At 74.6% G+C, this 24,230-nt stretch carries 20 protein-coding genes; 11 read left to right on the forward strand and 9 right to left on the reverse strand.

Features of this window, described 5'->3' with window-relative positions:
* Positions 1-57: 57 nt before the first annotated feature.
* Positions 58-585 carry an NUDIX domain-containing protein gene (locus tag IE98_RS0117770; RefSeq protein WP_030270032.1) on the forward strand — a complete coding sequence of 176 codons (528 nt, stop codon included), beginning with the start codon at positions 58-60 and terminating at the stop codon, positions 583-585.
* 47 nt (positions 586-632) lie between these two features.
* Here IE98_RS0117770 and IE98_RS0117775 read toward each other — a convergent pair whose 3' ends face one another.
* The 4 genes from IE98_RS0117775 to pdhA form a co-directional block, all read right to left on the reverse strand.
* On the reverse strand, positions 633-2,306 hold the full coding sequence (locus tag IE98_RS0117775; protein WP_078661095.1) for a globin domain-containing protein: 1,674 nt from the start codon (positions 2,304-2,306) through the stop codon (positions 633-635).
* Positions 2,307-2,642: 336 nt separating this feature from the next.
* A complete protein-coding gene (locus tag IE98_RS0117780) occupies positions 2,643-3,971 on the reverse strand; it encodes a dihydrolipoamide acetyltransferase family protein (RefSeq protein WP_030270034.1) in 1,329 nt (442 codons plus the stop codon).
* A 4-nt stretch (positions 3,972-3,975) separates the two neighbouring features.
* On the reverse strand, positions 3,976-4,971 hold the full coding sequence (locus IE98_RS0117785) for an alpha-ketoacid dehydrogenase subunit beta (protein WP_030270035.1): 996 nt from the start codon (positions 4,969-4,971) through the stop codon (positions 3,976-3,978).
* Positions 4,971-6,113 carry a pyruvate dehydrogenase (acetyl-transferring) E1 component subunit alpha gene (gene pdhA, locus IE98_RS0117790; RefSeq protein ID WP_030270036.1) on the reverse strand — a complete coding sequence of 381 codons (1,143 nt, stop codon included), beginning with the start codon at positions 6,111-6,113 and terminating at the stop codon, positions 4,971-4,973. Before pdhA ends, IE98_RS0117785 begins: the two co-directional genes overlap by 1 nt.
* A gap of 148 nt (positions 6,114-6,261) precedes the next feature.
* Between pdhA and IE98_RS0117795 the strand changes: the two genes are divergently transcribed.
* The gene (locus IE98_RS0117795) at positions 6,262-6,726 is read left to right on the forward strand and encodes an Lrp/AsnC family transcriptional regulator (RefSeq protein ID WP_030270037.1); all 465 of its coding nucleotides are present in this window, start codon (positions 6,262-6,264) and stop codon (positions 6,724-6,726) included.
* A gap of 23 nt (positions 6,727-6,749) precedes the next feature.
* Here the strand turns inward: IE98_RS0117795 and IE98_RS0117800 are convergent, their stop codons facing one another.
* Entirely contained in the window at positions 6,750-7,334 is a 585-nt protein-coding gene (locus tag IE98_RS0117800; protein ID WP_030270038.1) for a TetR/AcrR family transcriptional regulator, read from the reverse strand.
* A 235-nt stretch (positions 7,335-7,569) separates the two neighbouring features.
* Between IE98_RS0117800 and IE98_RS0117805 the strand changes: the two genes are divergently transcribed.
* From IE98_RS0117805 to paaN, 3 genes are all read left to right on the forward strand, one after another.
* On the forward strand, positions 7,570-8,076 hold the full coding sequence (locus IE98_RS0117805; protein WP_052390640.1) for an RICIN domain-containing protein: 507 nt from the start codon (positions 7,570-7,572) through the stop codon (positions 8,074-8,076).
* A 147-nt stretch (positions 8,077-8,223) separates the two neighbouring features.
* Positions 8,224-9,528 carry a hypothetical protein gene (locus tag IE98_RS0117810; RefSeq protein ID WP_052390641.1) on the forward strand — a complete coding sequence of 435 codons (1,305 nt, stop codon included), beginning with the start codon at positions 8,224-8,226 and terminating at the stop codon, positions 9,526-9,528.
* Positions 9,529-9,629: 101 nt separating this feature from the next.
* Positions 9,630-11,330, forward strand: coding sequence for a phenylacetic acid degradation protein PaaN (gene paaN, locus IE98_RS0117815; protein WP_030270041.1), 1,701 nt, complete (start codon positions 9,630-9,632; stop codon positions 11,328-11,330).
* Between the two features lie 75 nt (positions 11,331-11,405).
* Here paaN and IE98_RS0117820 read toward each other — a convergent pair whose 3' ends face one another.
* Entirely contained in the window at positions 11,406-12,623 is a 1,218-nt protein-coding gene (locus tag IE98_RS0117820) for a glycosyltransferase (RefSeq protein ID WP_030270042.1), read from the reverse strand.
* Between the two features lie 104 nt (positions 12,624-12,727).
* On the opposite strand from IE98_RS0117820, the gene IE98_RS0117825 reads away from it, so the two are divergent.
* Positions 12,728-14,212 carry an FAD-dependent monooxygenase gene (locus tag IE98_RS0117825; protein ID WP_030270043.1) on the forward strand — a complete coding sequence of 495 codons (1,485 nt, stop codon included), beginning with the start codon at positions 12,728-12,730 and terminating at the stop codon, positions 14,210-14,212.
* 24 nt (positions 14,213-14,236) lie between these two features.
* On the opposite strand, the gene IE98_RS0117830 is transcribed toward IE98_RS0117825, so the two are convergent.
* On the reverse strand, positions 14,237-14,794 hold the full coding sequence (locus tag IE98_RS0117830; protein ID WP_030270044.1) for a CGNR zinc finger domain-containing protein: 558 nt from the start codon (positions 14,792-14,794) through the stop codon (positions 14,237-14,239).
* 199 nt (positions 14,795-14,993) lie between these two features.
* Between IE98_RS0117830 and IE98_RS0117835 the strand changes: the two genes are divergently transcribed.
* The 5 genes from IE98_RS0117835 to IE98_RS0117855 all read left to right on the forward strand — a co-directional run bounded on the left by IE98_RS0117835 (position 14,994) and on the right by IE98_RS0117855 (position 21,414).
* Positions 14,994-17,141 (forward strand): protease pro-enzyme activation domain-containing protein, encoded by a 2,148-nt coding sequence (locus tag IE98_RS0117835; RefSeq protein ID WP_052390642.1) that lies wholly within the window; start codon positions 14,994-14,996, stop codon positions 17,139-17,141.
* Positions 17,142-17,378: 237 nt separating this feature from the next.
* On the forward strand, positions 17,379-18,461 hold the full coding sequence (locus IE98_RS0117840) for a hypothetical protein (protein ID WP_078661096.1): 1,083 nt from the start codon (positions 17,379-17,381) through the stop codon (positions 18,459-18,461).
* 119 nt (positions 18,462-18,580) lie between these two features.
* On the forward strand, positions 18,581-19,054 hold the full coding sequence (locus IE98_RS0117845; RefSeq protein WP_030270047.1) for a VOC family protein: 474 nt from the start codon (positions 18,581-18,583) through the stop codon (positions 19,052-19,054).
* Positions 19,055-19,062: 8 nt separating this feature from the next.
* A complete protein-coding gene (locus tag IE98_RS0117850; RefSeq protein WP_030270048.1) occupies positions 19,063-19,938 on the forward strand; it encodes a pyridoxamine 5'-phosphate oxidase family protein in 876 nt (291 codons plus the stop codon).
* 120 nt (positions 19,939-20,058) lie between these two features.
* Positions 20,059-21,414 (forward strand): peptidoglycan-binding protein, encoded by a 1,356-nt coding sequence (locus IE98_RS0117855; RefSeq protein WP_030270049.1) that lies wholly within the window; start codon positions 20,059-20,061, stop codon positions 21,412-21,414.
* Between the two features lie 22 nt (positions 21,415-21,436).
* Here the strand turns inward: IE98_RS0117855 and IE98_RS0117860 are convergent, their stop codons facing one another.
* Positions 21,437-22,111 carry a TrmH family RNA methyltransferase gene (locus IE98_RS0117860; RefSeq protein WP_030270050.1) on the reverse strand — a complete coding sequence of 225 codons (675 nt, stop codon included), beginning with the start codon at positions 22,109-22,111 and terminating at the stop codon, positions 21,437-21,439.
* A complete protein-coding gene (locus tag IE98_RS0117865) occupies positions 22,108-24,222 on the reverse strand; it encodes an FUSC family protein (RefSeq protein WP_030270052.1) in 2,115 nt (704 codons plus the stop codon). Before IE98_RS0117865 ends, IE98_RS0117860 begins: the two co-directional genes overlap by 4 nt.
* Positions 24,223-24,230: the final 8 nt, after the last annotated feature.

Consider the following 24,230-nt stretch of genomic DNA (forward strand, 5'->3'; position numbering starts at 1 on the left):
CATTCCGACCGGCGCGCGGGAGAATCCCGCACAACCCACGTGCTCCCGGAGGTGGCCATGGCCGTCCCCGTCCGCCCCGTCGTCAAGCGCACCGCGCGGGCGATCCTGTTGGAGGACGATCCCGGCGATCCGCACGCGCCCGCCACCATCGTGCTGATCCGGCGGGTCCGGCCCGGTGCCGCGCACCCGTACTGGATCACCCCCGGCGGCGGCGTGGAGCCGGAGGACCGCTCCGTCGTCGACGCCCTGCACCGCGAGCTGGACGAGGAGCTCGGCGCCAAGGCCGTCGACGTGGTGCCGGCCTTCGTCGACACCGTCGCCCACTCCCACCACGACGACGGCACCCCGGCCCATCCGCACGGGGTGAAGGTCCAGCACTTCTTCGTCTGCCGACTGGCGTCCATGGACCTCTCCCGGCGGCACGGCCCCGAGCTGGAGGACCCGAACGGCGAGTACGAGGTCGTCCGGCTGCCCTTCACCCGCGAGGGCGTCACCTCGGTCAACGTGGTGCCGCCGAGCCTGCGCGCCTACCTGGCGGCCAACATCGAGGGCGTCCGCGCCCTGCTCGCCCGCGACCTGGCCTGAGCTCGCCCCGGGCGGTCCGGCGTCCGCCCGGGTCCCCCGCCGGCGGCTCACCCGGCGAGCTGCTCGGCCACGAGGTCGTGGTGGATCCGGTCCTGCGCGATCCCGGCGCGCAGCACCACCCCGACGGCCCGGCGCACCATCGCCGCGGGACCGCTGAGGAAGGCGTCGTGGCCGTGCCAGGGCGCGTAGCGGGAGACCACCTCGGGGAGCAGGCCGACCACCGCCTCGCCGGGCGCCGTGCCCGGCGCCTCGACCACGGGGTGCACCTTCAGCCAGGGGTGTCGCCGGTCGAGGCGGCGCAGTTCCTCCAGGGCGTAGAGCTCGGCCAGGCTGCGGGCGCCGTAGAAGACCTCGACCGAGCGGCCGTTCGCGCCGTGCTCGGCGACCTCCTCGACCAGGGCGGCGACCGGGGCGATGCCGGTGCCGCCGCCCAGGCAGAGCAGGTCGGCACCGCGGGCGTGGTCGACGACCATCCCGCCGGTCGCCGGGCCCAGCCGCAGCACGTCCCCGGGCGCCGCCCGGCCGACCAGCGCGGTGCTCACCCAGCCCGCCTGCACCCCCCTGACGTGGAAGGTCAGCAGCCCGTCCGGACGCGGCGCCGCGGCCAGCGAGTAGGGACGCCAGACCCGCGGCCACCAGGGCGTCTCCACCGCGGCGTACTGGCCGGCCCGGAAGGGGTAGGGCTGGTCGGGCCGCACGGTGAGCACGGCGACGTCACCGGCCCGGCGCTCGTGCGAGACGACCTCGGCGTGCCACCAGGCGGGCGCGGTGCGGGCGGACTCGTCGGCCGCCTCGATCATGATCCTGGAGACCAGCCCGTACACCCGGCGCCAGGCCAGCTCCGTCTCGTCGTTCCAGCGGTCGCCCGCGTACTTGGCGAGCGCGGTGAGCAGGCACTCCCCCACCGGCCCGTAGTGCGCGGTCCGCACGCCGTACTTGCGGTGGGCCCGGCCGAGGCCGGTGAGGTAGTCGGTGAGCTTCGCCGGCTCGCCGGCGCTGCGGGCGGCCGTCGTCAGCGCCCGGAACAGCCGGTCGCGCTGCACGTCCATGGCGGCCGGGAAGAGCGCCCGGACCTCCGGGTGGTGCAGGAAGATCAGCGCGTAGAAGTGCGCGGTGGCGCGGTCGGCGACCGGTTCGACGGCCGCCAGGCTGTCCCGGACGAGGGCGAGGTCGCGCGGGGTGGGCGGCCGGTCGGCCTCGGGGGAGGCGGTCCGCGGCAGCGGCGCGGGCGGCGGGGCGGCGATCGGGGCGCCCTCCGTCCAGGCCCGGGCCCAGCGGTCCCCGGGGCCGGACCGGTCGGGGGCGGGCACGTCGGTGAACCGCGGCGCGGGAGGGCGACCGACCGGCGCGGCCGGGCCCGCGTCCGGGCGGCCGGGGGCGGGGATCCGCGGCGGGACGGTGGGCGGCGCCGGCACGGCCGGCAGCGCCGGGCGGGGCTCCGGACCGGTCCCGGCGGCACCGGACGGCAGGCCCTCGGGGGCGGCCGCGGCGACTGCGGCCGCGGCGCCGGCGGGGGTGCCCGCCGGGAGCGCCGCCGGGGCGGCAGGGGCCGGCACCGCGGGGGCGGCCGGGGCACCGGCCGCGGGGAGTGCCCGGGTGTCGGGAACGGGAGAGACGGAGGGGACGGAGGGGGCAGCGGGTTCGGCCGGGGCCAGCCCCGGCACGGTGGTCGGTCCGGTGGAGCCCGAGCCGGCTCTGACCCGCAGCGGACGGGCCTTCAATGCGACATGACGAGTACCCAAGAGAATCGTTTCGCTTCCGGTCGCCCTGCAGCCACACGGCTGGCTTCGCTCTGCTGACGCCCTCAGCAGCCTGGCACGACGCGGGTGCTCGTCCCACGAATCAACGGAACCGCGGACACATGCCCGGCGTACGCGCTAGTCTCGCGCAACCCGCGCCCCTCGCTACCCGTTGCGCGCCCGGGCGCCCGTACCCGAGCGGCCGTGGAGCTCCGGGCGCCCTCGTGCATCCGAGCGCCGGGACGGGCGCGGGGAACGCCGACGGGCCGGGCCCCCGATGGGGACCCGGCCCGGTGCCGTCCGGCGCCTCGCGGGCGGCTACAGCGTGCGCAGCAGCAGTCCCGGCTGCTCGACGCAGTCCGCGACGAAGCGCAGGAAGCCGCCGGCCGTACCGCCGTCGCAGACCCGGTGGTCGAAGGTGAACGACAGCTGGGTGACCTGCCGGACGGCGAGCTCGCCCTCGTGGACCCACGGCTTCGGCGTGATCCGGCCGACGCCGAGCATCGCCGCCTCCGGGTGGTTGAGGATCGGCGTGGAGCCGTCCACCCCGAAGACCCCGTAGTTGTTCAGGGTGAAGGTGCCGCCGGTGAGTTCGGCGGGCGTGAGCGTGCCGGCCCGGGCCGACTCGGTGAGCCGGGCGAGCTCGGTGGTCAGCTTCTCGGTGCCGAGCAGGTGGGCGTCGCGGACCACCGGGACGACCAGGCCGCGCTCGCTCTGGGCGGCGAAGCCGAGGTGCACCACCCGGTGTCGGATGATCTGCGAACCGTCCGGCGAGACGCTGGAGTTCAGCTCGGGGAAGCGCTCCAGCGCGGCCGTGCTGATCCGGGCGAGCAGGGCCAGCACGCTGACCTTCGGGCCCGCGGCCCGGTTCAACTGGGCGCGCAGTGCCATCAGTTCGGTGGCGTCCGCGTCGACCCAGCAGGTCGCGGCCGGGATCTCCCGGTGGCTGCGGCCGAGCTTCTCGGCGATGGTGCGCCGCAGGCCGCGCAGCGGGATCACCTCGGCGTCCCGGTCGGCGGGTGCGGCGGCCGGTGCGGCCGCGGCCGGCGCGGTCGCCCCCGCGTCCACGGCACGCTGGACGTCCGCCCGCATGATGAGGCCGTCCGGGCCGCTGCCGGCCAGGGCGGCCAGGTCGATGCCGTGGTCCCGGGCCATCCGGCGGACCAGCGGCGAGATCACCGGCACCACGGCCGGGACGGCGGCCGCGACCGGTGCCGGGGCGGCGGGTGCGGGCACGGGTGCGGGAGCGGGCGCGCCGACGGACGCCGACGCGGCGGCCCGGACCCGGGCCCGGCGGCTGCCGCGCGACTCGGCGACGCCGTAGCCGACCAGCGGACGCTCCACCGGCTCGCCGGGGCCGCCCGCGGACGGCGCGGCGGAGTCGGCCGCACCGCCGCCGGGGGCGGACACCGCGACCGTCACCAGCGGAGCGCCGACCGGCACCTCCTCGCCGACCGCGCCGAAGAGCGCGGTGACCACCCCGCCGTACGGGCAGGGCACCTCCACCACGGCCTTGGCGGTCTCCACCTCGACCACCGGCTGGTCGACGGCGATGACCTCACCGACCTCGACCATCCACCGCACGACCTCGGCCCCGGTGAGGCCCTCGCCGAGGTCGGGCAGGGTGAACTCGCGGACGACGGGCATCACGTCACTCCTCCCACTGCAGCCGGGCGACCGCGTCCAGGATCCGGTCCACCCCGGGCAGGTGGTGGTGCTCCAGCATCGGTGCCGGGTAGGGGATGTCGAAGCCGCTGACCCGCAGCACGGGGGCGGCCAGGTGGTGGAAGCACTTCTCGGTGAGCCGGGCGGCGATCTCCGCGCCCGGGCCGGCGAAGCCGGTGGCCTCGTGGACGACGACCGCACGGCCGACCGAGCGGACGACCTCGCAGGCGGTCTCCTCGTCGAAGGGGACGAGCGAGCGCAGGTCGAGCACCGCGAGGTCCCAGCCCTCGGCCTTGGCGGCCTCGGCGGCCTCCAGGCAGACCGGCAGCGAGGGGCCGTAGGTGATCAGCACGGCGGAGCGGCCGGTGCGGCGCAGCACGGCCTTGCCGATCGGCTCGACGGGCGCCGCCGGGTCCCACTCGGACTTGCCCCAGTAGAGGCGCTTGGGCTCCAGGAAGACGACCGGGTCGTCGGAGGCGATGGCCTCGCGGAGCAGGCCGTAGGCGTCGTGCACGGTGGCCGGGGCGACCACGTGCAGGCCGGGCGTCTGGACGTAGTACGCCTCGGAGGAGTCGCTGTGGTGCTCGACGCCGCCGATGCCGCCGCCGTAGGGGACGCGGACGGTGATCGGCAGCGGCAGCTTGCCGGCGGTGCGGTTGCGCATCTTGGCGACGTGCGAGAACAGCTGCTCCAGCGCCGGGTAGGCGAAGGCGTCGAACTGCATCTCCACGACCGGGCGCAGGCCGTACATGGCCATGCCGACCGCGGTGCCGAGGATGCCGGCCTCGGCGAGCGGGGTGTCCAGGCAGCGGTCCGGGCCGAACTCGGCGGTCAGGCCGTCGGTGATCCGGAAGACGCCGCCGAGCTTGCCGACGTCCTCGCCCATGACGTGCACGGTCGGGTCGGCCTGCATGGCATCGCGCAGGGCCGCGTTGAGTGCCTGCGCCATGGTGCTGGTGCGGGCGGAGACGACTGTGGTCATCAGTGGTGCACCTCGGCCTCGGCGGCCAGTTCGGCGGCGAGCTGGGCGGCCTGCTCGCGCAGCTGCGGCGTGGGCTCGGCGTAGACGTGGGCGAAGAGCGACATCGGGTCGAGCTGCGGGTCCTCGTGGAACTCGGCGCGCATCCGGGCGGCCAGCGCCTCGGCCTCGTCGGCGGCGTCCTGGACGAGGGTGTCGTCGAGGACGCCGAGCGGGCGCAGGTGCCGCTCCATCAGCAGGATCGGGTCGTGCTCGCGCCAGGCGGCGACCTCGTCGTCCTGCCGGTAGCGGGTGGCGTCGTCGGCGTTGGTGTGCGCCTCGATGCGGTAGGTGAGCGCCTCGACCAGAGTCGGGCCGCCGCCGCTGCGGGCGCGCTCGAAGGCCTCGGTGAGGACGGCGTGCACGGCGGGGGCGTCGTTGCCGTCGACCAGCCGGCCGGGCATGCCGTAGCCGACGGCCTTGTGCGCCAGGGTCGGGGCGGCGGACTGCCGGTCCAGCGGGACGGAGATCGCGTAGCCGTTGTTCTGGACGAGGAAGACCACCGGGGCGTTCAGCACCGCGGCGAAGTTCAGCGCCTCGTGGAAGTCGCCCTCGCTGGTGCCGCCGTCGCCGAGCATGGCGAGCGCGACGACCGGATCGCCGGCGAGCCGGGCGGCGTGCGCGAGGCCCACGGCGTGCGGGGCCTGGGTGGCGAGCGGGGTGGAGAGCGGGGCGGTGCGGGTGGCGCGCGGGTCGTAGCCGGTGTGGGCGTTGCCGCGCAGCAGGGTGAGGGCCTCCAGCGGGTCCACGCCGCGGGCGACCACGGCGAGGGTGTCGCGGTAGCTGGGGAACAGCCAGTCCTGCTCGTGCAGGGCCATCGCGGCGGCGACCTCGCAGGCCTCCTGGCCGGTGGTGGCCGGGTAGACGGCGAGGCGGCCCTGCTTGGTGAGGGTGGTGGCCTGCTGGTTGTAGCGGCGGCCGACGACCAGGCGCCGGTACAGCTCGCGCAGCAGTGCCGGGTCGGCCTTCTCCAGCGCCGGGGTGCCCAGGACGCGGAAGGGGGAGTCGTCCGGCAGCAGCGGGGCGGGATCGGTCCGCGGGGCGGTGGCACCGGGCAGCCAGCCGGGTACGGCGGCCGCCTGGTGTCGGTGGTCGAGAACGGTCATCTCGGGGCACCTCCGGAGTGGTGGGGGCTCCCTACCGATTGTTCGGTCGTCTGTTCATCTTGACCAGATGTGCGACAGGGTGGTGGACAATCGGCCCGATCGGCGGTCGACTGGAGGCAGCACGTCCAACGAGGGAGGGTGGGGGGCCATGTCGGCTGAACAGACGTCCAGGCTCGACCGTGTCGACCGTGCGATCCTGCGGCTGCTGCAGCAGGACGGCCGCGCTTCCATCCGCTCGGTGGCCGAGCGGGTGCACGTCTCCCGGGCCAACGCCTACGCCCGGATCTCCAGGATGGTCGAGGAGGGCGTCATCCGCGGGTTCACCGCGCGGGTGGACCACGAGAAGTCCGGGCAGGGCGCGTCCGCGTACGTCACGCTGAAGATCGTCCAGAACTCCTGGCGGACGATCCGCGAGCAGTTGCTGGAGCTGCCGGGGGTCGCGCACATCGCGCTGGTCGGCGGCGAGTACGACGTGCTGATGCTGGTGCACACCGCCGACAACCGGGCCCTGCGGGAGCTGGTGCTCAACCGCATCCAGGCGATCCCGGACGTGCTCGGCACCCAGACCGTGCTGGTCTTCGAGGAGACCGACCAGGTCCCCCCGGACGCCTGAGACGTAAGCCCCGGAGGGGCGCCCTACCGCGCGCGGAGGCCGTCGAAGGCGAGGTGGGCGACCGCGTCGGCGACGCCGTCCGCCCCGCGGGTGCCGGGCCGGTACCACTCCACGATGGAGTTGATCATGCCGAAGAGCAGTCGGGTGGCCAGCCGGGGCTCGACGTCCGACCGCAGCTCGCCGGCCGCGACCGCCGCCCGCAGCAGTTCGGCGACCCGGTGGTCGAAGTCGCGGCGGCGCTCCAGCGCCCACAGCTCGGTGGCGGTGTTGCCGCGGACCCGCAGCAGCAGGGTCACGTAGGGGAGTTCGGCGAGGAGCACCTCGGCGGTGCGCCGCACCACGTGCTCCAGCCGGTCCACCGGCGGGCCGGTCTCGGCGGCGGGCTCCTCCAGGATGCCGAAGAGGGCGTCCAGCGCGCGCCCGACGGCCAGCCGCAGCAGTTCCTCCTTGCCGCGGACGTGGTGGTAGATCGAGGACTTGGAGATCCCGGCGGCCCGGGAGAGGTCCTCCATCGACGTGCCGTCGTACCCGCGCTCGTTGAAGACCCGGACCGTCACGGCGAGCAGCGATTCGACGGTGTAGGCAGTACGGGGGGTGTTCTCGGCCATGGGCACGAGTATCCCCGGCAGCCCGGCGCCGCCTCCGCGCGGGGTGGCGGCTTCGCCGGCCGGCGAAGCCGCCGGAGGGGCGCCTACTCGAACGGCCGGCAGGCTGGCCGAAATTCCGGTGTTCCGCCCCGCCGGGGCCGCCTAGGGTCCTTTTCTCGTAGGGACGCACACGAACCGGAAATCCGGAACGTGCCCTTCGACATTTCCTTTCCACCCATCACCGGAAGGTCCTTCCATGACGAACTGGATGCGGCGAGCAGCCACCCTCTCGGCCGGTCTGGTGCTCGCCGGCGGTGCCGCCATGGCGACCGCCCCGACCGCGTCCGCACTGGTCAGCGGCCCGCTGCACCCCGCCAGCTCGGGCAAGTGCCTGGGCGTCTACGGGATGTTCACGGACAACGGCATGGACGCCGTGCAGTGGGACTGCAACGGCAACCCCGACCAGCGCTGGAGCTACTCCGGCGTCGGCGGCGGTTACTACACCATCACCAACGCGAATTCCGGCAAGTGTCTCGGCGTCTACGCCATGGACAAGAAGGACGGCGCAGTGGCGGTCCAGTGGGACTGCAACGGCAACCCCGACCAGCAGTGGTACATCGACTCGGTCGGCAACGGCGCGGCCCACCTGATCAACCGCAACTCGGGCAAGTGCCTCGGCGTCTACGGCGGCAACACCGCGAACGGCACGGTCGCCGTGCAGTGGGAGTGCAACGGCAACCCCGACCAGGTCTGGTCCTCCTGACGCCCCGCCCGCGGCCGGCCGGCGGGGTGCCCGCAGGGGTGCCCCGACCGGCCGGCCGCGGGCCTTCGGGCCGCTCGCGGCCGGGCGGTAGACTCCGCCGCGCCACCCGCATGCGGCGGGGTGACCGGCGACGGAGGACCGACGTCCATGAGCGCGATACCTGACACCGCGGTGCCGCGTCAGCGGCCCGCCGCCGACCCGGTCGCCGCCGACCCGGCGCCGGCCGGCGCGGACGACCGCGGCGGGCAGCGCCCCCCGGAGCCGCTGCGCAGCGCGCTCGGCTCGGCGGCGGCACGCTTCGGACCGGCGCTCGGCCTGTACGGCGCGGTGAAGCTGATCGGTTTCGCCGTCTTCATGATGCTGCTGGAGTCCTCCGGCAAGTTCCGCGAGCAGTCGCCGCGGTTCGGCGGCGGCGCGAACCCGTGGGACGTGGTCGGCTCCTGGGACGGCTGGTGGTACCGGCAGATCGCCGAGATCGGCTACGACCCCAAGCTGATACCGGACCCGGGCGGGTTCTTCCCCGTCCACCAGGACTCCTCGGCGTTCTTCCCGCTGTACCCGGGCCTCGTCCGGCTGGTGTCGGACGGCACCGGCCTCGGCCTGTACGGCGCGGGCATGCTCGTCTCGGTGGTCTCCTCGTTCGTGGCCGCGGCCGGCATCTACGCGGTGGCGGCGCACCTCGGCGGCCGGCGGGCCGGCGTGATCGCCGCGGCGGTCTGGGGCGCCTTCCCCGGCGCCGGTGTCGAGTGGGCGGTCTACACCGAGTCGCTGTTCGTGGCGCTGGCCTCGTGGGCCTGCTACTTCACGATCACCCGGCAGTGGTCGCAGGCCGCGCTGGTGGCCTTCGTCGCCGGGCTGAGCCGTCCGACCTCGATGACGCTGATCGCCGGCGTCGCACTCTCGGCGGCCGTCGCGCTGTTCCGGCGCCGGGAGGAGGGCGTGGCCGGGCCGCTGACGGCGATCCTGCTGCCCCCGCTGAGCTTCTTCGGCTACATCGGCTGGGTGGGCTGGCGGATGGGCCACCTCGACGGCTACCTCACCCTGCAGCGCTACGGCTGGCTGCACTTCTTCGACTGGGGCTCGTACACGAGCACGGCCGTCTCCAACATCCTGGTCGGCGAGACCGCGTACCTCTTCCCGTACCCGACCGAGGACCTGGTCGCCGTCCTGGTGCTGTTCGCGCTGCCCTGCCTGCTGGTGCCGTTCCTGTCCCGGCGGCCGCCGCTGGTGCTGGTGGTCTACACGCTGGGGACGCTGGTGCTGGCGCTGGGCAGCCAGCAGATGTTCGGCACGCTCTCCCGCTTCGTGCTGCCGGTGTTCCCGCTGACGATCCCGGTGGCGCTCGGGCTGCGGCGCCTCAGCCTGCCCTCGCTGGCGGTGGTGCTCGGCGTGGCCGGCGCCGCGTCCGGCTGGTACGCCGGCTACGTGATCTTCGAGCTGGGCATCCCGTAACCGCGGAGGCGTCCGGGCCGCGGGCGGCCGCGCCCTCTTGTCCCGACCGATCGTTCGGTTACTCTTTGGGGTGTCCCGCCCGCCCCTGTGAGGAGCGCACCATGGCTGCTGCGACCCCCGACCCCAAGGTCGCCGACCTGATCGAACGCCACCAGGCCACCCTCGACCGCGCGCTCACCGCGATGGCCGAGCGCGACTACTGGTCGCCCTACCCCGAGTTCCCCAAGGCGTACGGCGAGACCGGCGCCGAGGACGGCAAGGCGGCCTTCGACGCCCTGCTCGGCAGCGTGTTCGCGGTCGAGGGCCAGCCCACCGACGGCGACCTGGTCGGCGGCGAGACCTCCCCGTACGGCATCGAGCTCGGCGTCAGCTACCCGCACACCGAGCCCGGCGCGCTGATCGAGGCGCTGGAGGCGGCCCGCCCGGCGTGGGCGGCGGCCGGCCCGGCGGCCCGCGCGGCGGTCTGCCTGGAGATCCTCGCCCGGATCAACGCCCGCTCGCACGAGTTCGCGCACGCGGTGATGCACACCACCGGCCAGGCCTTCGGCATGGCGTTCCAGGCCGGCGGCCCGCACGCCCAGGACCGCGGCCTGGAGGCCGTCGCGTACGCCTACGCCGAGCAGACCCGGCTGCCGCAGAGCGCCGGCTGGACGAAGCCGCAGGGCAAGCGCGAGCCGCTGCAGATGGTCAAGGAGTTCACCGTGGTGCCGCGCGGCACCGCGCTGCTGATCGGCTGCAACACCTTCCCGACCTGGAACGGCTTCCCCGGCCTGTTCGCCTCGCTGGCCACCGGCAACGCCGTGCTGGTCAAGCCGCACCCGCGGGCGGTGCTGCCGCTGGCGCTGACCGTGCGGATCTCCCGCGAGGTGCTCGCCGAGGCCGGCTTCGACCCGAACGTGGTGTGCCTGGCCGCCGAGCACGAGGGCGGTACCGCCGCGCAGGTGCTGGCCGTCCGCCCCGAGGTCAAGGTCATCGACTACACCGGTTCGACCTCCTTCGGCGACTGGCTGGAGGACAACGCCCGGCAGGCCCTCGTCTACACCGAGAAGGCCGGCGTCAACACCGTGCTGGTCGACTCCACCGACGACTACCGCGGCATGCTGAACAACCTGGCCTTCTCGCTGTCCCTGTACAGCGGCCAGATGTGCACCACCCCGCAGAACCTGCTGATCCCGCGCACCGGCATCGGCACCGACCAGGGCGACAAGTCCTACGACGAGGTGGTCGCCGACCTCGCGGCCGCCATCGACGGGCTGCTCTCGGACGACGCCCGCGCGGCCGCCATCCTCGGCGCGGTGGTCAACCCGGGCGTGCTGCAGCGCACCGCGCAGGCCGCCGGCGGCGAGTTCGGCGAACTCGCGCTCGCCCCGCGCCCGGTGGCCTCCGCCGAGTTCCCCGGCGCGACCATCCGCACGCCCGCCCTGGTCAAGGCCGACGCCGACAAGCCGGACGACCGGGCGTCCTTCCTCGGCGAGCAGTTCGGCCCGATCTCCTTCACCGTCGCGGTGGAGGACACCGCGGCCGGCATCGAGCTGCTGCGCCGCAGCGTGCGCGAGCAGGGCGCGATGACCGTCGGCGCCTACACCACCTCGCCCGAGGTGGAGCAGGCCCTGGTGCAGGCCTGCCTGGACTCCGGCGTCTCGCTCTCGCTGAACCTCACCGGCGGGGTCTACGTCAACCAGACCGCCGCCTTCTCCGACCTGCACGGCACGGGTGCCAACCCGGCCGCCAACTCGGCCTACTGCGACGGCGCGTTCGTCGCCGGCCGGTTCCGCACGGTGGAGGTCCGCCGGCACAGCTGATCCGGCGTCCGGCACGGTCCGGCGGCCCGCTCCCGCACCGCGGGGCGGGCCGCCGGCCTTCCCCGGCCCGCCGCCTCACCGGCGGGCCCGCCGCGGGTTGAACACCCAGACCCGCAGCAGCACGAAGCGCACCAGCGTGGCCAGCGCGTTGGCGGCGACCAGGGCCGCCAGCTCGGCGGAGTGCCCGGCGGCCGGCGCGGCCGCCCCGAGCAGGGCGATCGCCCCGCTGCTGAGGACCAGCCCGATCACGAAGGCGATCCCGCCCTCGACCTGGTGCTTGAGCGCGTCCCGACGGCCCGTCACACCGAAGGTGAAGCGGCGGTTCGCGGCGGTGTTGAAGACCGCGGTGACGGCCAGCGCGACGAAGTTGGCGAGCAGCGCCGGCACCAGCTGGCGCAGGCCCAGGTAGAGCAGCACGTAGGCGAGCGTGGACACCGTGCCGACCACGGCGAAGCTGGCGAGCTGCCAGCCGAGGCCCGGCGGCAGCCGGTCCTGCCCGGGACGCTCGGGCGGCTGCACCGCGCCGCCGCCGGACAGCGAGCGGCGGGCGACCCTGGCCATGCCCCTGAGGTCGTCGAGGGCGGTGCGGACGATGTCCACCCGGCTGTCCGGGTCGTCGACCCAGTCCACCGGCACCTCGTGGATCCGCATCCCGGACCGTTCGGCGAGCAGCAGCAGCTCGGTGTCGAAGAACCAGGCGTTGTCCTCGACCTCGGAGAGCAGCTGCTTCACCACCGAGGTGCGGCCCGCCTTGAAGCCGCACTGGGCGTCGGAGAACTTGGCCGCCATGGTCGCCCGCAGCAGCAGGTTGTAGGTGCGGGAGATGAACTCCCGCTTGGGCCCGCGGACGACCGCCGAGCCGCGGTGCAGCCGGCTGCCGATGGCGAGGTCGCTGTGGCCGGAGAGCAGCGGCGCCACCAGCGGCAGGAAGGCCTCCAGGCCGGTCGAGAGGTCGACGTCCATGTAGGCGACCACGTCGGCGTCGCTGTCGCCCCAGACCTGGCGCAGTGCACGGCCGCGGCCCTTGAGGTCCAGGTGGACGGCGGTGACCTGGGGGATCTCCTCGGCGAGGGCGGTCGCGACCCGCCAGGTGCTGTCGGTGGAGGCGTTGTCGGCGACGGTGATCCGGTAGGGGTAGGGGAAGGTCTCGGCGAGGTAGGCGTGCAGCCGCCGGACACACCGCTCCAGGGTGTGCTCCTCGTTGTAGACCGGGACGACCACCTCGACCAGGCTCGTCCGTACCTTGTCACCGCCCGGCGGGGTGTCGGCCAGGATCGTTGCGGGCTCTGTCATGCCAAAGAGGCTCACAGCGGCTGATGGGCCCGGGATGATGGGAGGGTGAGAGCGGACTGAGAACCGCGCGGCCCGCTCGCCGTACCACCAACGGGAGATGACACATGGCTGACAGGCAGCTCGACTCCGATGTCGTGGTCGTCGGCGCAGGCCCCACCGGCCTGCTGCTGGCCGGCGACCTGGCGGCGGCGGGGGTCCGGGTGACGGTGCTGGAGAAGCGCGGCGCCGAGTCCAACCTCACCCGGGCGTTCGCGGTGCACGCCCGGACCCTGGAGCAGCTGGACGCCAGAGGGCTGGCCGACGACCTGATCGCGACCGGGACGCCGCTGTCCTCGCTGCGGCTGTTCGGCAAGGTCCGGGTGGAGCTCGGCGACCTGCCGACCCGCTTCCCCTTCGTGCTGATCACCCCGCAGTCGAACACCGAACGGCTGCTGCAGGAGCGGGCGCTGAAGGCCGGCGCGGTGATCCGGCGGGGCGCCGAGGTGGTGGGGCTGCGGCAGGACGCCGCCGGGGTGCGCCTGGACGTCCGCGAGGACGGCGGCACCGCCTCGTACCGGGCCGCCTACGCGGTCGGCACGGACGGCGTGCACAGCACCGTCCGCGACCTGCTGGGCCTGCCCTTCCCGGGCACCTCGGTGGTGGACTCGGTGGTGCTCGCGGACGCCCGGCTGGAAAAGGCCCCGGAGGAGGTCCTCACGGTCGGCGCGAACGAGGCGGGCTTCGCCTTCGTCGCCCCGTTCGGCGACGGCTGGTACCGGGTGATCGCCTGGGACCGGCACCGCAGCCTGCCGGACGCCGCCCCGGTGGACCCCGCCGAGCTCACCGGACTGCTGCGCGCCGTCCTGGGCACCGACCACGGCCTGCACGACGTCCGCTGGTCGTCGCGCTTCCACAGCGACGAGCGGCAGGTCCCGACCTACCGCTCCGGCCGGGTCTTCCTGGCCGGCGACGCCGCGCACTGCCACTCCCCCGCCGGCGGGCAGGGCATGAACACCGGCCTGCAGGACGCCGCCAACCTGGGCTGGAAGCTCGCCGCCGCGGTGCAGGGCTGGGCCCCGGACGCCCTGCTGGACACCTACCAGAGCGAGCGCCACCCGGTCGGGAAGGCCGTGCTGCGCAGCTCGGGCGCGCTGATCCGGGTGGCCCTGGCGCAGTCCCTGCCGGCCCGGGCGGCGGGCGGTCTGCTGACCGCCGCCGCGGACCGGCTCGGCCCGCTCACCCGGTTCGGCGCCCGGGCGGTCTCCGGCCTCGCGGTGGCGTACCCGCCGGCGGGGGAGGCGCACCCGCTGGTCGGCCGGCGCATCCCCGACCTGCGGCTGGCGGTGGACGAGCCGGGCGGCGCGCCGCGGCTGTACGAGGCGCTGCGCGGCGGCCGGGCGGTGCTGGTCTCCAACGACGAGCAGCCGTACGCCGACCAGTGGGCCGGGCGGGTGGTGACGGCGGCGCCGGCCGACCCGCACGGCAAGCTGCGGGACACCGTGCTGCTGGTCCGTCCGGACGGCTACGCCGCCTGGGCCGCGGTCGACCCGACCCGCACCGAGGTCCGCGCGGCCCTCACCGCGCTGCTCGGCCGCCCGTCCCAGCCGTAGGGGGCCGTCCTCGGACGGGCACCCTCAGGACGTGCCCGGGCGCCCGCCTGCCGTCCGCTCGTAATGGCGGGCGGCTTTCGAGCGGTTCCCGCAGAGCGCCATCGAGCACCACCGGCGGCGGCCGTTCTGCGATGTGTCGAAGAAGTGCAGAATGCAGGCGGGGTGTGCGCACTGCTTGATGCGGTGCGCCCCCCGCCGCAGCAGCGAGAGGTAGTCGTCGGCGGCGAGCCAGGCGGCGAGCTGCTGCGGGGGATCGGCCTCGGCGGTCTCGGCGGGGCCGTCCGGTCCGAGGCTGTGCCGGACCCTGCCGTGCGCGAGGACGGCGTTGAGCGCGGCGGCGCCCTCGGCCGAACCCGGGTCGGCCACGAGCAGGTCGAGGGCGTCGCGGGCGGCCTTCACCGCGGTCAGCGAGGCCTCGTCGGCGGGGCAGCGGTCGGTGAGGCCGGCCGAGGAGAGCCAGATCCGGTAGCCGTCGAGGTCGGTCAGGAGGTCCTGCCGATCGGCTTCGCGCCAGCGGGTGTTCAGCAGATCGAGGGCGAGCGGTTCGCCGATCAGCGGTCGCGGGTCGCGGGGGTCAGCCATGCAGCCGAGTGTAGTGCGGTGCCGCCGGACGCCATTCACTGTATGAATTCACATCCATTCTGTTGATGGATTCCGATTCCACACTTGACTGTTTTTTAGCAAGCGATTGCTGCCGCATGGGCCCTTTTCTGGGTGCTTTCTGGGAACTTCGTGCAAGCGTTTTCGAACCCGGAACGCCCCACACCTTCCGGAGGACCCCGTGCGACCCCGCTCGCTCGCTCTTTCCGCGGCCATAGCCGTCCTGCCCCTGACCGTGGTTTCGCTGGGCGTCTCCACCGCCCAGGCCGCGCCGACCCCGCAGGCCGCCTCCCGGGTGGCCCTGCCGAACACCGTGACCCCGGCGGTGGCCCGCTCGCAGAAGCAGGGCGACCTGCCCGCCGACCGGACGATGTCCGTCTCGGTGAACCTGAAGCTGCGCAACACCGCCGACCTCGACCGCTTCCTGAAGGCGGTCAGCACGCCCGGCACCCCGGAGTACGGCCGCTACCTGACGCCGGCGCAGTTCACCGCGCTGTACGGCCCGACCGAGGCGGACGTGGCGAAGGTCCGCACCTACCTCACCGGCCAGGGCCTGACGGTCGACTCGGTGAGCGCCAACCGCCAGGTGGTGAACGTCCGCGGCACCGCGGCGCAGGTGGCGAAGGCCTTCGGCACCCACGAGAGCTCGTACAGCGACCCGCAGCAGGGCGGGCGCACCTTCTTCGCCAACGACGCGGCGGCCAGCGTGCCGGCCGAGCTGGCCGGCACGGTCGAGGGCGTCTCCGGCCTCGACAACCACACCGTGCGCACCTCACGGGCCGTCAAGCCGAAGGCCGCAGCCCCGCACGCGACGCCGAGCGGCTTCGGTCCGGCGCAGTACGACGGCGCCTACCGGCTCGACAAGGTCGGCGCGGACGGCACCGGCACGACCGTCGCCCTCTGGGAGTTCGACGGCTACAGCTCGACCAACCTGCGCACCTACGACAGCCAGTACGGGCTGACCGGCCCGACGGTGTCGACCGTCTCGGTGGACGGCGCCAACTACGACGCCAAGCCGGGCGACGGCCAGGGCGAGGTCGAGCTGGACAGCGAGATCGTCCGCGGCGTCGCCCCGAAGGCCACCCAGCTGGTCTACGAGGCCCCCAACAGCGACCAGGGCGAGATCGACATGGCCGCCCAGATCGTCGCGGACAACCGGGTCTCGGTCATCTCGATCTCCTGGGGCTCCTGCGAGCCGGACACCACCGCGTCCTCGATGACGGCGGTGAACAACTCCTTCAAGCAGGCCGCCGCCCAGGGCATCTCGATCTTCTCGGCCTCCGGCGACGACGGCTCCCGCGACTGCACCCGCTCGACCAGCGGCTCCACCGTGAAGGCGGTCGACTTCCCGGCGTCCAGCCCGTACAACACCGGCGTCGGCGGCACCAACCTCAAGGTGAGCGGCAACGCGTACTCCTCGGAGAGCGCCTGGAGCACCGCGGGCGGCGGCGTCTCCACCCAGTTCGCCAAGCCGAGCTGGCAGACCGGCACCGGGGTCACCGGCACCATGCGCACCGTCCCCGACATCGCCTCCAACGCCGACCCGGCGAGCGGCTTCGCGATCTACACCACGGGCGGCTGGCAGGTCTACGGCGGCACCTCCGCCGCGGCCCCGCTGTGGTCCGGCTACACCGCGCTGTTCAACCAGAAGGCCAAGGCGGCCGGCCAGGCCGTGCTCGGCGAGGCCAACCCGAAGCTCTACTCGCTGGCCAACTCCGGCAGCTACGGCACCGTGCTGCACGACGTCACCACCGGCAAGAACCAGGACTTCTCCACCAAGACCGGCTACGACCAGGTCACCGGCTGGGGCACCCCGGTCGCCGACTCGCTGACCACCGCCCTGCTCGGCGGCACCACCCCGCCGCCCACCGGCGGCTGCACCTCCACCCAGCTGCTCGGCAACGCCGGCTTCGAGACCGGCACCGCCGCGCCGTGGACGGCCTCCTCCGGCGTCGTCGACAACAGCGCCTCCGAGGCCGCGCACGGCGGCTCCTGGAAGGCGTGGATGAACGGCTACGGCTCCGCCCACACCGACTCTGTCTCGCAGACCGTGTCGATCCCGGCCGGCTGCAAGGCGACCTTCACCTTCTGGCTGCACGTGGACACCGCCGAGACGGGCAGCACCGCCTACGACAAGCTGACCGTCGCGGCCGGCACCACCACCCTGGCCACCTACTCGAACGTCAACGCCGCGAGCGGCTACGTCCAGAAGTCCTTCGACCTGTCGGCCTTCGCCGGGCAGACCGTGACGCTGAAGTTCACCGGCGCCGAGGACTCCTCGCTGCAGACCAGCTTCGTCGTGGACGACACCGCGCTCACCGTCTCCTGACGCCCCCCTCGCCCCGGCCGGCGCGGACCTCCCACGGTCCGCGCCGGCCGCACTGTTGCGACTGTGTTTCTATCCGCCGTGAACTGGGACTTTCTTGTCGTGACCACTGTCATATGTCCGAGTTGATGACGTAGCCTCTCGACGGTGCGTAGGGTGTGCCCCCAGCTCGGTGTGGCAGCCCGATCACGGAACGCTGGGCCGACGCCGCCGAACTCGCCTGGTGGGGGAGGTGTCCGGATGAGTTCTCAGCAGCCGCAGCACGCGGGCCGGCTCAGGCTGGTCGGTGAGCGCGACGCGGGGCCGGCGTACGGCCGGCCGCGGCCCACCGGCGAGCGGGCCGCCGTTCCCGCGCCCGCCCGTACGCCCGGGCAGCCGCCCGCACCGGCCCAGACCCCGCCGCCGCCGGCGCCCCAGGCGCCCGCCGCCGGCGCGCTGGGCTTCGCCGAGGTGCTGAACGCGGCGATCGAGGCCAGCGGGCTCAGCCTCGACCGGATCCGCGCCGCCCTCGCGCACCAGGGCGTCAGGATCAGTGTCACGACCCTCAGTTACTGGCGCCGCGGCCGCAGCCAGCCCGAACGGGCCGCCTCGCTGCGCGCCGTCCACCTTCTGGAGGAGCTGCTGACGCTGCGCCGCGGCACCCTCTCCTCGCTGCTCGGGCCGCCCCGCCCGCGCGGCCGCTGGATCGCCCCGACCACCCACGACGCCCTGCGGGTGGAGCAGGTCTGGCCGGGCGAGCAGGAGATCGCGGAGGTCTTCGAGGAGCTGGACGCCCCGCCCACCGGCGACCTGGAGCGCCTCTCCATCCACGACTCGTACTTCGTCGACGCCGACCGCCGCGGCCACCTGCTGAGGATGCGCCAGGTGGTGCGGGCCACCGTCGGCGGGGTCGCCCGCTGCGTGGTGGTGCACAAGGCGGACGAGGGCGCCGTCGGCTGCCCGGAGATCACCTCCGTCCGGCACGCCCGGCTGGGCCGGGTCCGCCGCCGGCCGGAGAGCGGCCTGCTCGTCGCCGAGCTGCTGCTGGACCGCCCGCTGGCGCTCGGCGACTCCACCGTCTTCGAGTACGAGGTGCAGATCCCCGACACCGGGGCGACCACCGACTACGGCCGCTTCTTCGCCGTGCCCGTCCGCGAGTACGTGCTCCAGGTGCACTTCGACCCGGCGGCGGTGCCCGTGCACTGCGAGCGCTTCGAGCGCGAGCCGTGCGCCGAGGTCGACCGCAAGCGCGAGCAGCTGTGGATCGGCGCCTCGGCCAGCGCCCACGTGCTGGCCCCGGACCAGCCCCCGGGCCAGGTCGGCATCCGCTGGCAGTGGGAGTAACCCGATCATCTAACCATTACACGACCCCATACCGGTTTGCGCCCCGATCTTCTAACCCGTACTGTCCCCAAGTACCGGTTAGACGACCGGGCCGTCCCCTCTTCCGGGAGTGATGCGTCGTGTCCACCGCCGCCCTTGCCCCACGCACCCTGCAGACCGGCCACATCGGGCTGAACGTCACCGACCTGACCCGCTCGGTCGCCTTCTACCGGCACCTGCTCGGCCTCGACGTGGCCGCCGGGAGCGACGAGCCGGGCCGCCGCCACGCGCTGCTCGGCCGCGACGGCGTCCTGGTGCTCACCCTCTGGGAGCAGAGCACCGGCAGCTTCTCCCCCGGTGCCCCCGGGCTGCACCACCTCTCCTTCCGGGTGGACTCGGTGGAGGAGGTCCGGGCCGCGGAGGCCGTCCTCAAGGAGCTCGGCGCCGACTTCGCCCACGAGGGGGTCGTCCCGCACCGCGAGGGCGCCGACTCGGGCGGCATCTTCTTCACCGACCCGGACGGCATCCGGCTGGAGGTCTTCACCCCCGCCGGAGTGGCCGAGACCGGCGCCACCGCGCCCGACACCACCGCCCCCACCTGCGGATTCTTCTAGGAGCCGGGATGTGGCACGCGGGCGAGCGCGCCGTGCAGCGGCGCACCGGGCAGCAGGAGCGGGCCGAGCACACCGGCCGGTCGATCGGACGCACGATCCCGCCGGTCGCAGCGCGCTTCCTCACCGAGCGGCGGACGGTCGTGGTCGGCGCCGCCGACCCGGCCGGCCGGATCTGGGCCACCCAGCTGGCCGGTCCGGCGGGCTTCGTCCGCGCCGACGGCGACCACGCCGTCCTGGTGGCCGCCCGCCCGGTGCCCGGCGACCCGCTCGCCGAGGTGCTGGCCGGGCCGGCCGAGGTCGGCACCATCGCCCTGGACGCGGCCGGGCGGCGCCGGATGCGGCTCAACGGCCGCTCCGAGCCGCACGGCCCGGACGGGCTGCGGATCACCGCCGAGCAGGTGTACGCCAACTGCCCCAAGTACATCCAGCGGCGCAGCCCGCAGGAGCTGCCCGCCGCCGAGCCCACCGCCACCGCGGGCGACCGGCTGTCCCTGCCCCGGCAGCTCGCCGTCGCCGCGGCCGACACCTTCTTCCTGGCCACCGCCGGCCCGGACGGCCGCGTCGACGCCTCGCACCGCGGTGGCTTCCCGGGCTTCGTCGAGGTGCTGGGCCCGAACCGGCTGCGCTGGGCCGAGTACGCCGGCAACAGCATGTTCATGAGCCTGGGGAACCTGGAGCTGAACCCCGCCGCCGGTCTGCTGCTGCCCGACTGGGACACCGGCGACGCCCTGCTGCTCACCGGCCGCGCCGAGGTCGACTGGTCCGACCCGTCCGCCCCGGTCGTCGACTACACCGTCCACCGGACGGTCGACCTCGCCCACGCCACCGCGCTCACCTGGACACCCCCCGAGTTCTCCCCGGCGCTCCCCCGTCCGTCCCGCTGACCGGTCGTCGCCACCCCTATCGCTTCACCAATTTGTCATATTTTGTTACCTATCAGGTGATATTCCGTCGGCTGACGGTGGAACACATCCCTCTCCTGCATCCGGAGAAAGGGACCCACCATGCTGATGGAGTTCACCGAGGTCGAGCCGGACGGCGGCTGCGGCTGCCCCGGCTGCGGCGCCCGCAGCCTCGCGCGGCGGCACGCCGCCCGCCCCCCGGCCACCGGCCCGGCCGCCCGGGGCGCCCGCCGGGCCGCCGTCCTGGTCGCAGCGGTCGGCACCGCCCTCGGCGGCGCCACCAGCGCCATAGCCGCCGTCCCGCGGGCGGCCGCCGCGGACACCCCGGCCCCGACCCCGGTCTCCCCCCAGGGCGAGGTGGCCGGCCCCTTCGGGGGCGAGGGCGAACAGCCCCGCACCCTGCTCCGCGCCACCACCCGCGAGGAGGTCATCGCCCGCGCCCAGGTGTGGGTGGACAAGAAGGTGCCGTACTCGATGAGCCGGTACTGGTCGGACGGCTACCGCCAGGACTGCTCCGGCTTCATCTCGATGGCCTGGGGCCTGGGCAGCAGCCAGACCACCTGGACGCTGCCCAACTTCGCCGACCGGATCGCCAAGGACGACCTGCAGCCGGGCGACGCGCTGATCTACAACGACTCCGCCAACCCGCAGGGCGGCTCGCACGCCGTGCTCTTCGGCGGCTGGACGGACTCCTCGCACACCCGCTACACGGCCTACGAGCAGACCAGCCCGAACACGATCAGGCGCAGCACCCCGTACGCGTACTGGAGCCACTCCGGTTCCTACCTGCCGTACCGCTACCGGGGCCTCGCCCCCGCGGCGGACGGGGCGGCCTTCCCCGGGGCTGTGTGGTTCGGCACCGGCCAGACCAACCAGTACGTGAAGCGGCTGGGCGAGCTGCTGGTGCAGCGCGGCGGCGGGCGGTTCTACACCGAGGGCCCGGACGCGACCTGGAGCGAGGCGGACCGCCGGGCGACCCAGGCGTTCCAGCTGGCGCAGGGCTGGACGGGCACCGAGGCGGACGGCGTCCCGGGCAAGGACACCTGGGCGACGCTGGTCGCCGGCCGGGGCCGGGACATCCCGCCGGAGGCTCCGCAGCCGGTGCCGCCGACCGTCCCGACGGTTCCGACGCTGCCCCCGGTGCCGACCGTTCCGACGGTGCCCACCCTGCCGACGGTGCCGACCCTGCCCCCGGTGCCGCGGGTCCCGGGGACGCCGGCGCCCGCCTTCCCCGGGGTGGACGCCTTCGGTCCGGGCCGGGTGAACGCCGCCGTGCAGCTGCTCGGCGAGCAGCTCGTCCGCACGGGCTTCGGCGGCTTCTACCGCGTCGGCCCGGGCCCGGAGTGGACGGAGAGCGACCGGCGCAACGTCGAGGCGTTCCAGCTGGCGCAGGGCTGGACGGGCTCCGAGGCGGACGGCTACCCCGGTCCGCACACCTGGCGGCTGCTGTTCGGCTGAGCGGTGCCCGGCCCGGCCGTGGTCAGGGGCGGCCGACGCCCGCGCCGTGCACCCGCACCCAGGCGTGCATGGCGATGGCGGCGGCCGCCCCGGCGTTGATCGACCTGGTGGAGCCGAACTGCGCGATCGAGCAGACCGCGGTCGAGTGCTCCCAGGCCTCCGGGGTCAGCCCGGGGCCCTCCTGCCCGAAGAGCAGCACGCAGCGCTCGGGCAGCTCGTAGGTCTCCAGCGGGACGGCACCGGGCAGGTTGTCGATGCCGATCAGCGGCAGTCCCTCGGCCGCGGCGAAGGCGGCCAGCGAGGCGACCGACTCGTGGTGGCGGACGTGCTGGTAGCGGTCGGTGACCATGGCGCCGCGCCGGTTCCAGCGGCGACGGCCGACGATGTGCACCCGCTCGGCCAGGAAGGCGTTGGCGGTGCGCACCACCGAGCCGATGTTGAAGTCGTGCTGCCAGTTCTCGACGGCCACGTGGAAGCCGTGCCGGCGGGTGTCGAGGTCGGCGACGATCGCCTCGCGGGTCCAGTACCGGTAGCGGTCCACCACGTTGCGGCGGTCGCCGCCGGCCAGCAGCTCGTGGTCCCAGTGGTCGCCCCGGGGCCACGGCCCGGGGTGCGGACCGACGCCGATCTCGCGGTCGTCGGGCACGAAGGCGTCGTCGTACTGCTCGCCCTCGTGGGGCACTCCGGTGTCGCTCACGCCCCCGAGCGTACGCGGCGCGGCCGGACGGCCCGCTCCAGGTCGTCGAGCGCCTGCAGCATCAGCTTGGCGCCGGCCCGGGCGACCACCGTGCGGTCCTCGTGCCCGGGCACGGCGTCCCCGACCGGGTACCCGTCCCAGCGGGCGTAGGCCTCGCGCAGCCCGGAGAAGTCCAGCGGCTCGCCGATCAGCACCCCGGCGGCGGCGATCGCCGTCGCGTACCGGAGCTCCTCGGCGAAGTCCGCGGCGCCGGCGACGGGCGGGCTGTCCCCGTGCGGCAGGTGGGCCTCCATCAGGACGGCGCTGCGGGCCAGGAGTCCGATCGCGGTGCGCGCCCGGTCGAGCTGCTTGCGACTGATCTCGGGCAGCCGGTCGGCGTGCTTGACCGGCTCGGCGTCGGCCCGTTCGAGCGCCTCCACCAGCTCGGCGCGGGCCTCGCGGGAGTCGAGCAGCGCGTCCCGCACACCGCGGTCGTCGCGGCCCGCCGGGTCGCCGTACGCCCCGAGCACGGCCGCCCCGTAGCGGCCGGCCGCGGCGAGCCACTCGGCGAGCCGCTCCGCGAGCCGCGCGGTCTGCCAGGTCGGGAAGAGCGCGTACGCGCCGAGCGCGATGGCGCCGCCGAGCAGGGTGAGCAGCACCCGCTCCAGGGCGGTCTCCAGCGGGTTCCCGGCCTGCAGGCCCAGCAGGAACACCACGTACGAGGAGACGCAGGCGGTGGTGAACGCGTAGCCGGTGCGGATGGTGAGGTAGGCGCCGCCGATGCAGACCACGGCGAGGGCGGCGGAGAGGTACGGCCCCGGGTCCAGCAGCTGCACGACGCCCGTGGTGACGGCCACCCCGACGACCGTGCCGGCCAGCCGGGCCACGCCGCGGCTGAAGGTCTGCGCGAAGTCGGGCCGCATCACCATGGCGGCGGTCAGCGGCGCCCAGTAGCTGTGGTGCAGGCCCGTCGGCCGGGCGGCCAGGTAGGAGAGGGTGACCACCGCGGACATCCGGACGGCGTGCTGGAAGACCGCGGAGCGCGGCTGCAACTGGCGCCGGACGGTCTGCAGGGCGACCGGCACGATCTTCAGCAGCGGCGGGCGGCGCAGCTGCGGTCCGGTCGCCGGCACGACGGTGCGGTCCTGCCGGTCGAGGGCGCCCGTCGCCTTGGAGAGCTGGGTGGCGAGCCGTTTGGCGGCGCGGCGGGCGGCGCCGGTCAGTTCGGGGCTCTGGGCCGCCTCGGCAAGGGTGAGCGCGGGGGTGGTGGTCGGCGGCCGGACGGCCTCCCCGGCCCGGACGGCGGCGGCGATGGCGTCCAGCAGCTCGGCCGCGGCGGCGAGGATCTCGCGGGTCAGGTCGCGCCCGGGGCCCTCGGCGGGGGCGCCGACCGCCGGGTCGGCGAGGGCCGCGAGGGCGGGCCGGATGTGCTCGGCGACCGACCGGAGGCCGCGCATCTCGGGCGGCCGGTGCCGGGCCTGCCAGCCCGTCAGGGCGCCGGCCCGGCGGGCGGTCATGAACGGTTCCGGGTCGACGCCGGCGGCCGGGTCGTGGCGCAGCCGGCGGGCGTAGTCGCCGAGTTCGGCGTAGGTGTCGGCGAGGGCGTCGCGGTGGCCCCGCCAGCGGTCGACCGGCCAGAGGAGGGCGACCAGCGCCTGGACGGCCCCGCCGAGGGCGCAGAGCAGGCCGTGGCCGAGGGCGCTGGGCAGGCTGACGGGCAGTTGGACGACGACCAGCATCACGGAGATCGTGGTGGCGGCGACCGTGCCGCCGGTCGGTCCGACCGCCCAGATCATCCCGGCGCCGAACGCCCAGACGGCGAGCAGCACCGGGAAGAGGCCGGGCACGCCGACGGCGGCGTAGCCGAGGAAGGTACTGATGCCGAGGCCGAGGCCGGCGCCGACGGCGATCGAGGCGCGCGGGCGGAAGGTCCGCTGGAAGGTCGCGGTGCCGGCGATGTATCCGCCCATCGCGGCCGAGGTCGCCGGACCGGTGCCCGCGACCGCCAGCACCGGGAAGAGCACCAGGCCCACGGCGAGTGCGCCGCGCACGGCCCGCCGCGGGTCGGAGAGCTCCCGGGCCGGGACGAGTCCGGCCTTCGCAGTCTCCCGAAGTGCGACAGACCAGGGCATGTCGGGCA

The sequence above is a fragment of the Streptomyces sp. NRRL B-24484 genome (assembly GCF_000717715.1).
In the GTDB taxonomy this organism is placed as follows: Bacteria; Actinomycetota; Actinomycetes; order Streptomycetales; family Streptomycetaceae; genus Kitasatospora.

Coding starts and splice junctions, on each gene's coding strand:
- IE98_RS0117770 (WP_030270032.1), top strand. CDS start 58: ATGGCCGTCCCCGTCCGCCCCGTCGTCAAGCGCACCGCGCGGGCGATC.
- IE98_RS0117780 (WP_030270034.1), bottom strand. CDS start 3,971: ATGCCCGTCGTCCGCGAGTTCACCCTGCCCGACCTCGGCGAGGGCCTC.
- IE98_RS0117785 (WP_030270035.1), bottom strand. CDS start 4,971: ATGACCACAGTCGTCTCCGCCCGCACCAGCACCATGGCGCAGGCACTC.
- pdhA (WP_030270036.1), bottom strand. CDS start 6,113: ATGACCGTTCTCGACCACCGACACCAGGCGGCCGCCGTACCCGGCTGG.
- IE98_RS0117795 (WP_030270037.1), top strand. CDS start 6,262: ATGTCGGCTGAACAGACGTCCAGGCTCGACCGTGTCGACCGTGCGATC.
- IE98_RS0117800 (WP_030270038.1), bottom strand. CDS start 7,334: ATGGCCGAGAACACCCCCCGTACTGCCTACACCGTCGAATCGCTGCTC.
- IE98_RS0117805 (WP_052390640.1), top strand. CDS start 7,570: ATGACGAACTGGATGCGGCGAGCAGCCACCCTCTCGGCCGGTCTGGTG.
- IE98_RS0117810 (WP_052390641.1), top strand. CDS start 8,224: ATGAGCGCGATACCTGACACCGCGGTGCCGCGTCAGCGGCCCGCCGCC.
- paaN (WP_030270041.1), top strand. CDS start 9,630: ATGGCTGCTGCGACCCCCGACCCCAAGGTCGCCGACCTGATCGAACGC.
- IE98_RS0117820 (WP_030270042.1), bottom strand. CDS start 12,623: ATGACAGAGCCCGCAACGATCCTGGCCGACACCCCGCCGGGCGGTGAC.
- IE98_RS0117825 (WP_030270043.1), top strand. CDS start 12,728: ATGGCTGACAGGCAGCTCGACTCCGATGTCGTGGTCGTCGGCGCAGGC.
- IE98_RS0117830 (WP_030270044.1), bottom strand. CDS start 14,794: ATGGCTGACCCCCGCGACCCGCGACCGCTGATCGGCGAACCGCTCGCC.
- IE98_RS0117840 (WP_078661096.1), top strand. CDS start 17,379: ATGAGTTCTCAGCAGCCGCAGCACGCGGGCCGGCTCAGGCTGGTCGGT.
- IE98_RS0117850 (WP_030270048.1), top strand. CDS start 19,063: ATGTGGCACGCGGGCGAGCGCGCCGTGCAGCGGCGCACCGGGCAGCAG.
- IE98_RS0117855 (WP_030270049.1), top strand. CDS start 20,059: ATGCTGATGGAGTTCACCGAGGTCGAGCCGGACGGCGGCTGCGGCTGC.
- IE98_RS0117865 (WP_030270052.1), bottom strand. CDS start 24,222: ATGCCCTGGTCTGTCGCACTTCGGGAGACTGCGAAGGCCGGACTCGTC.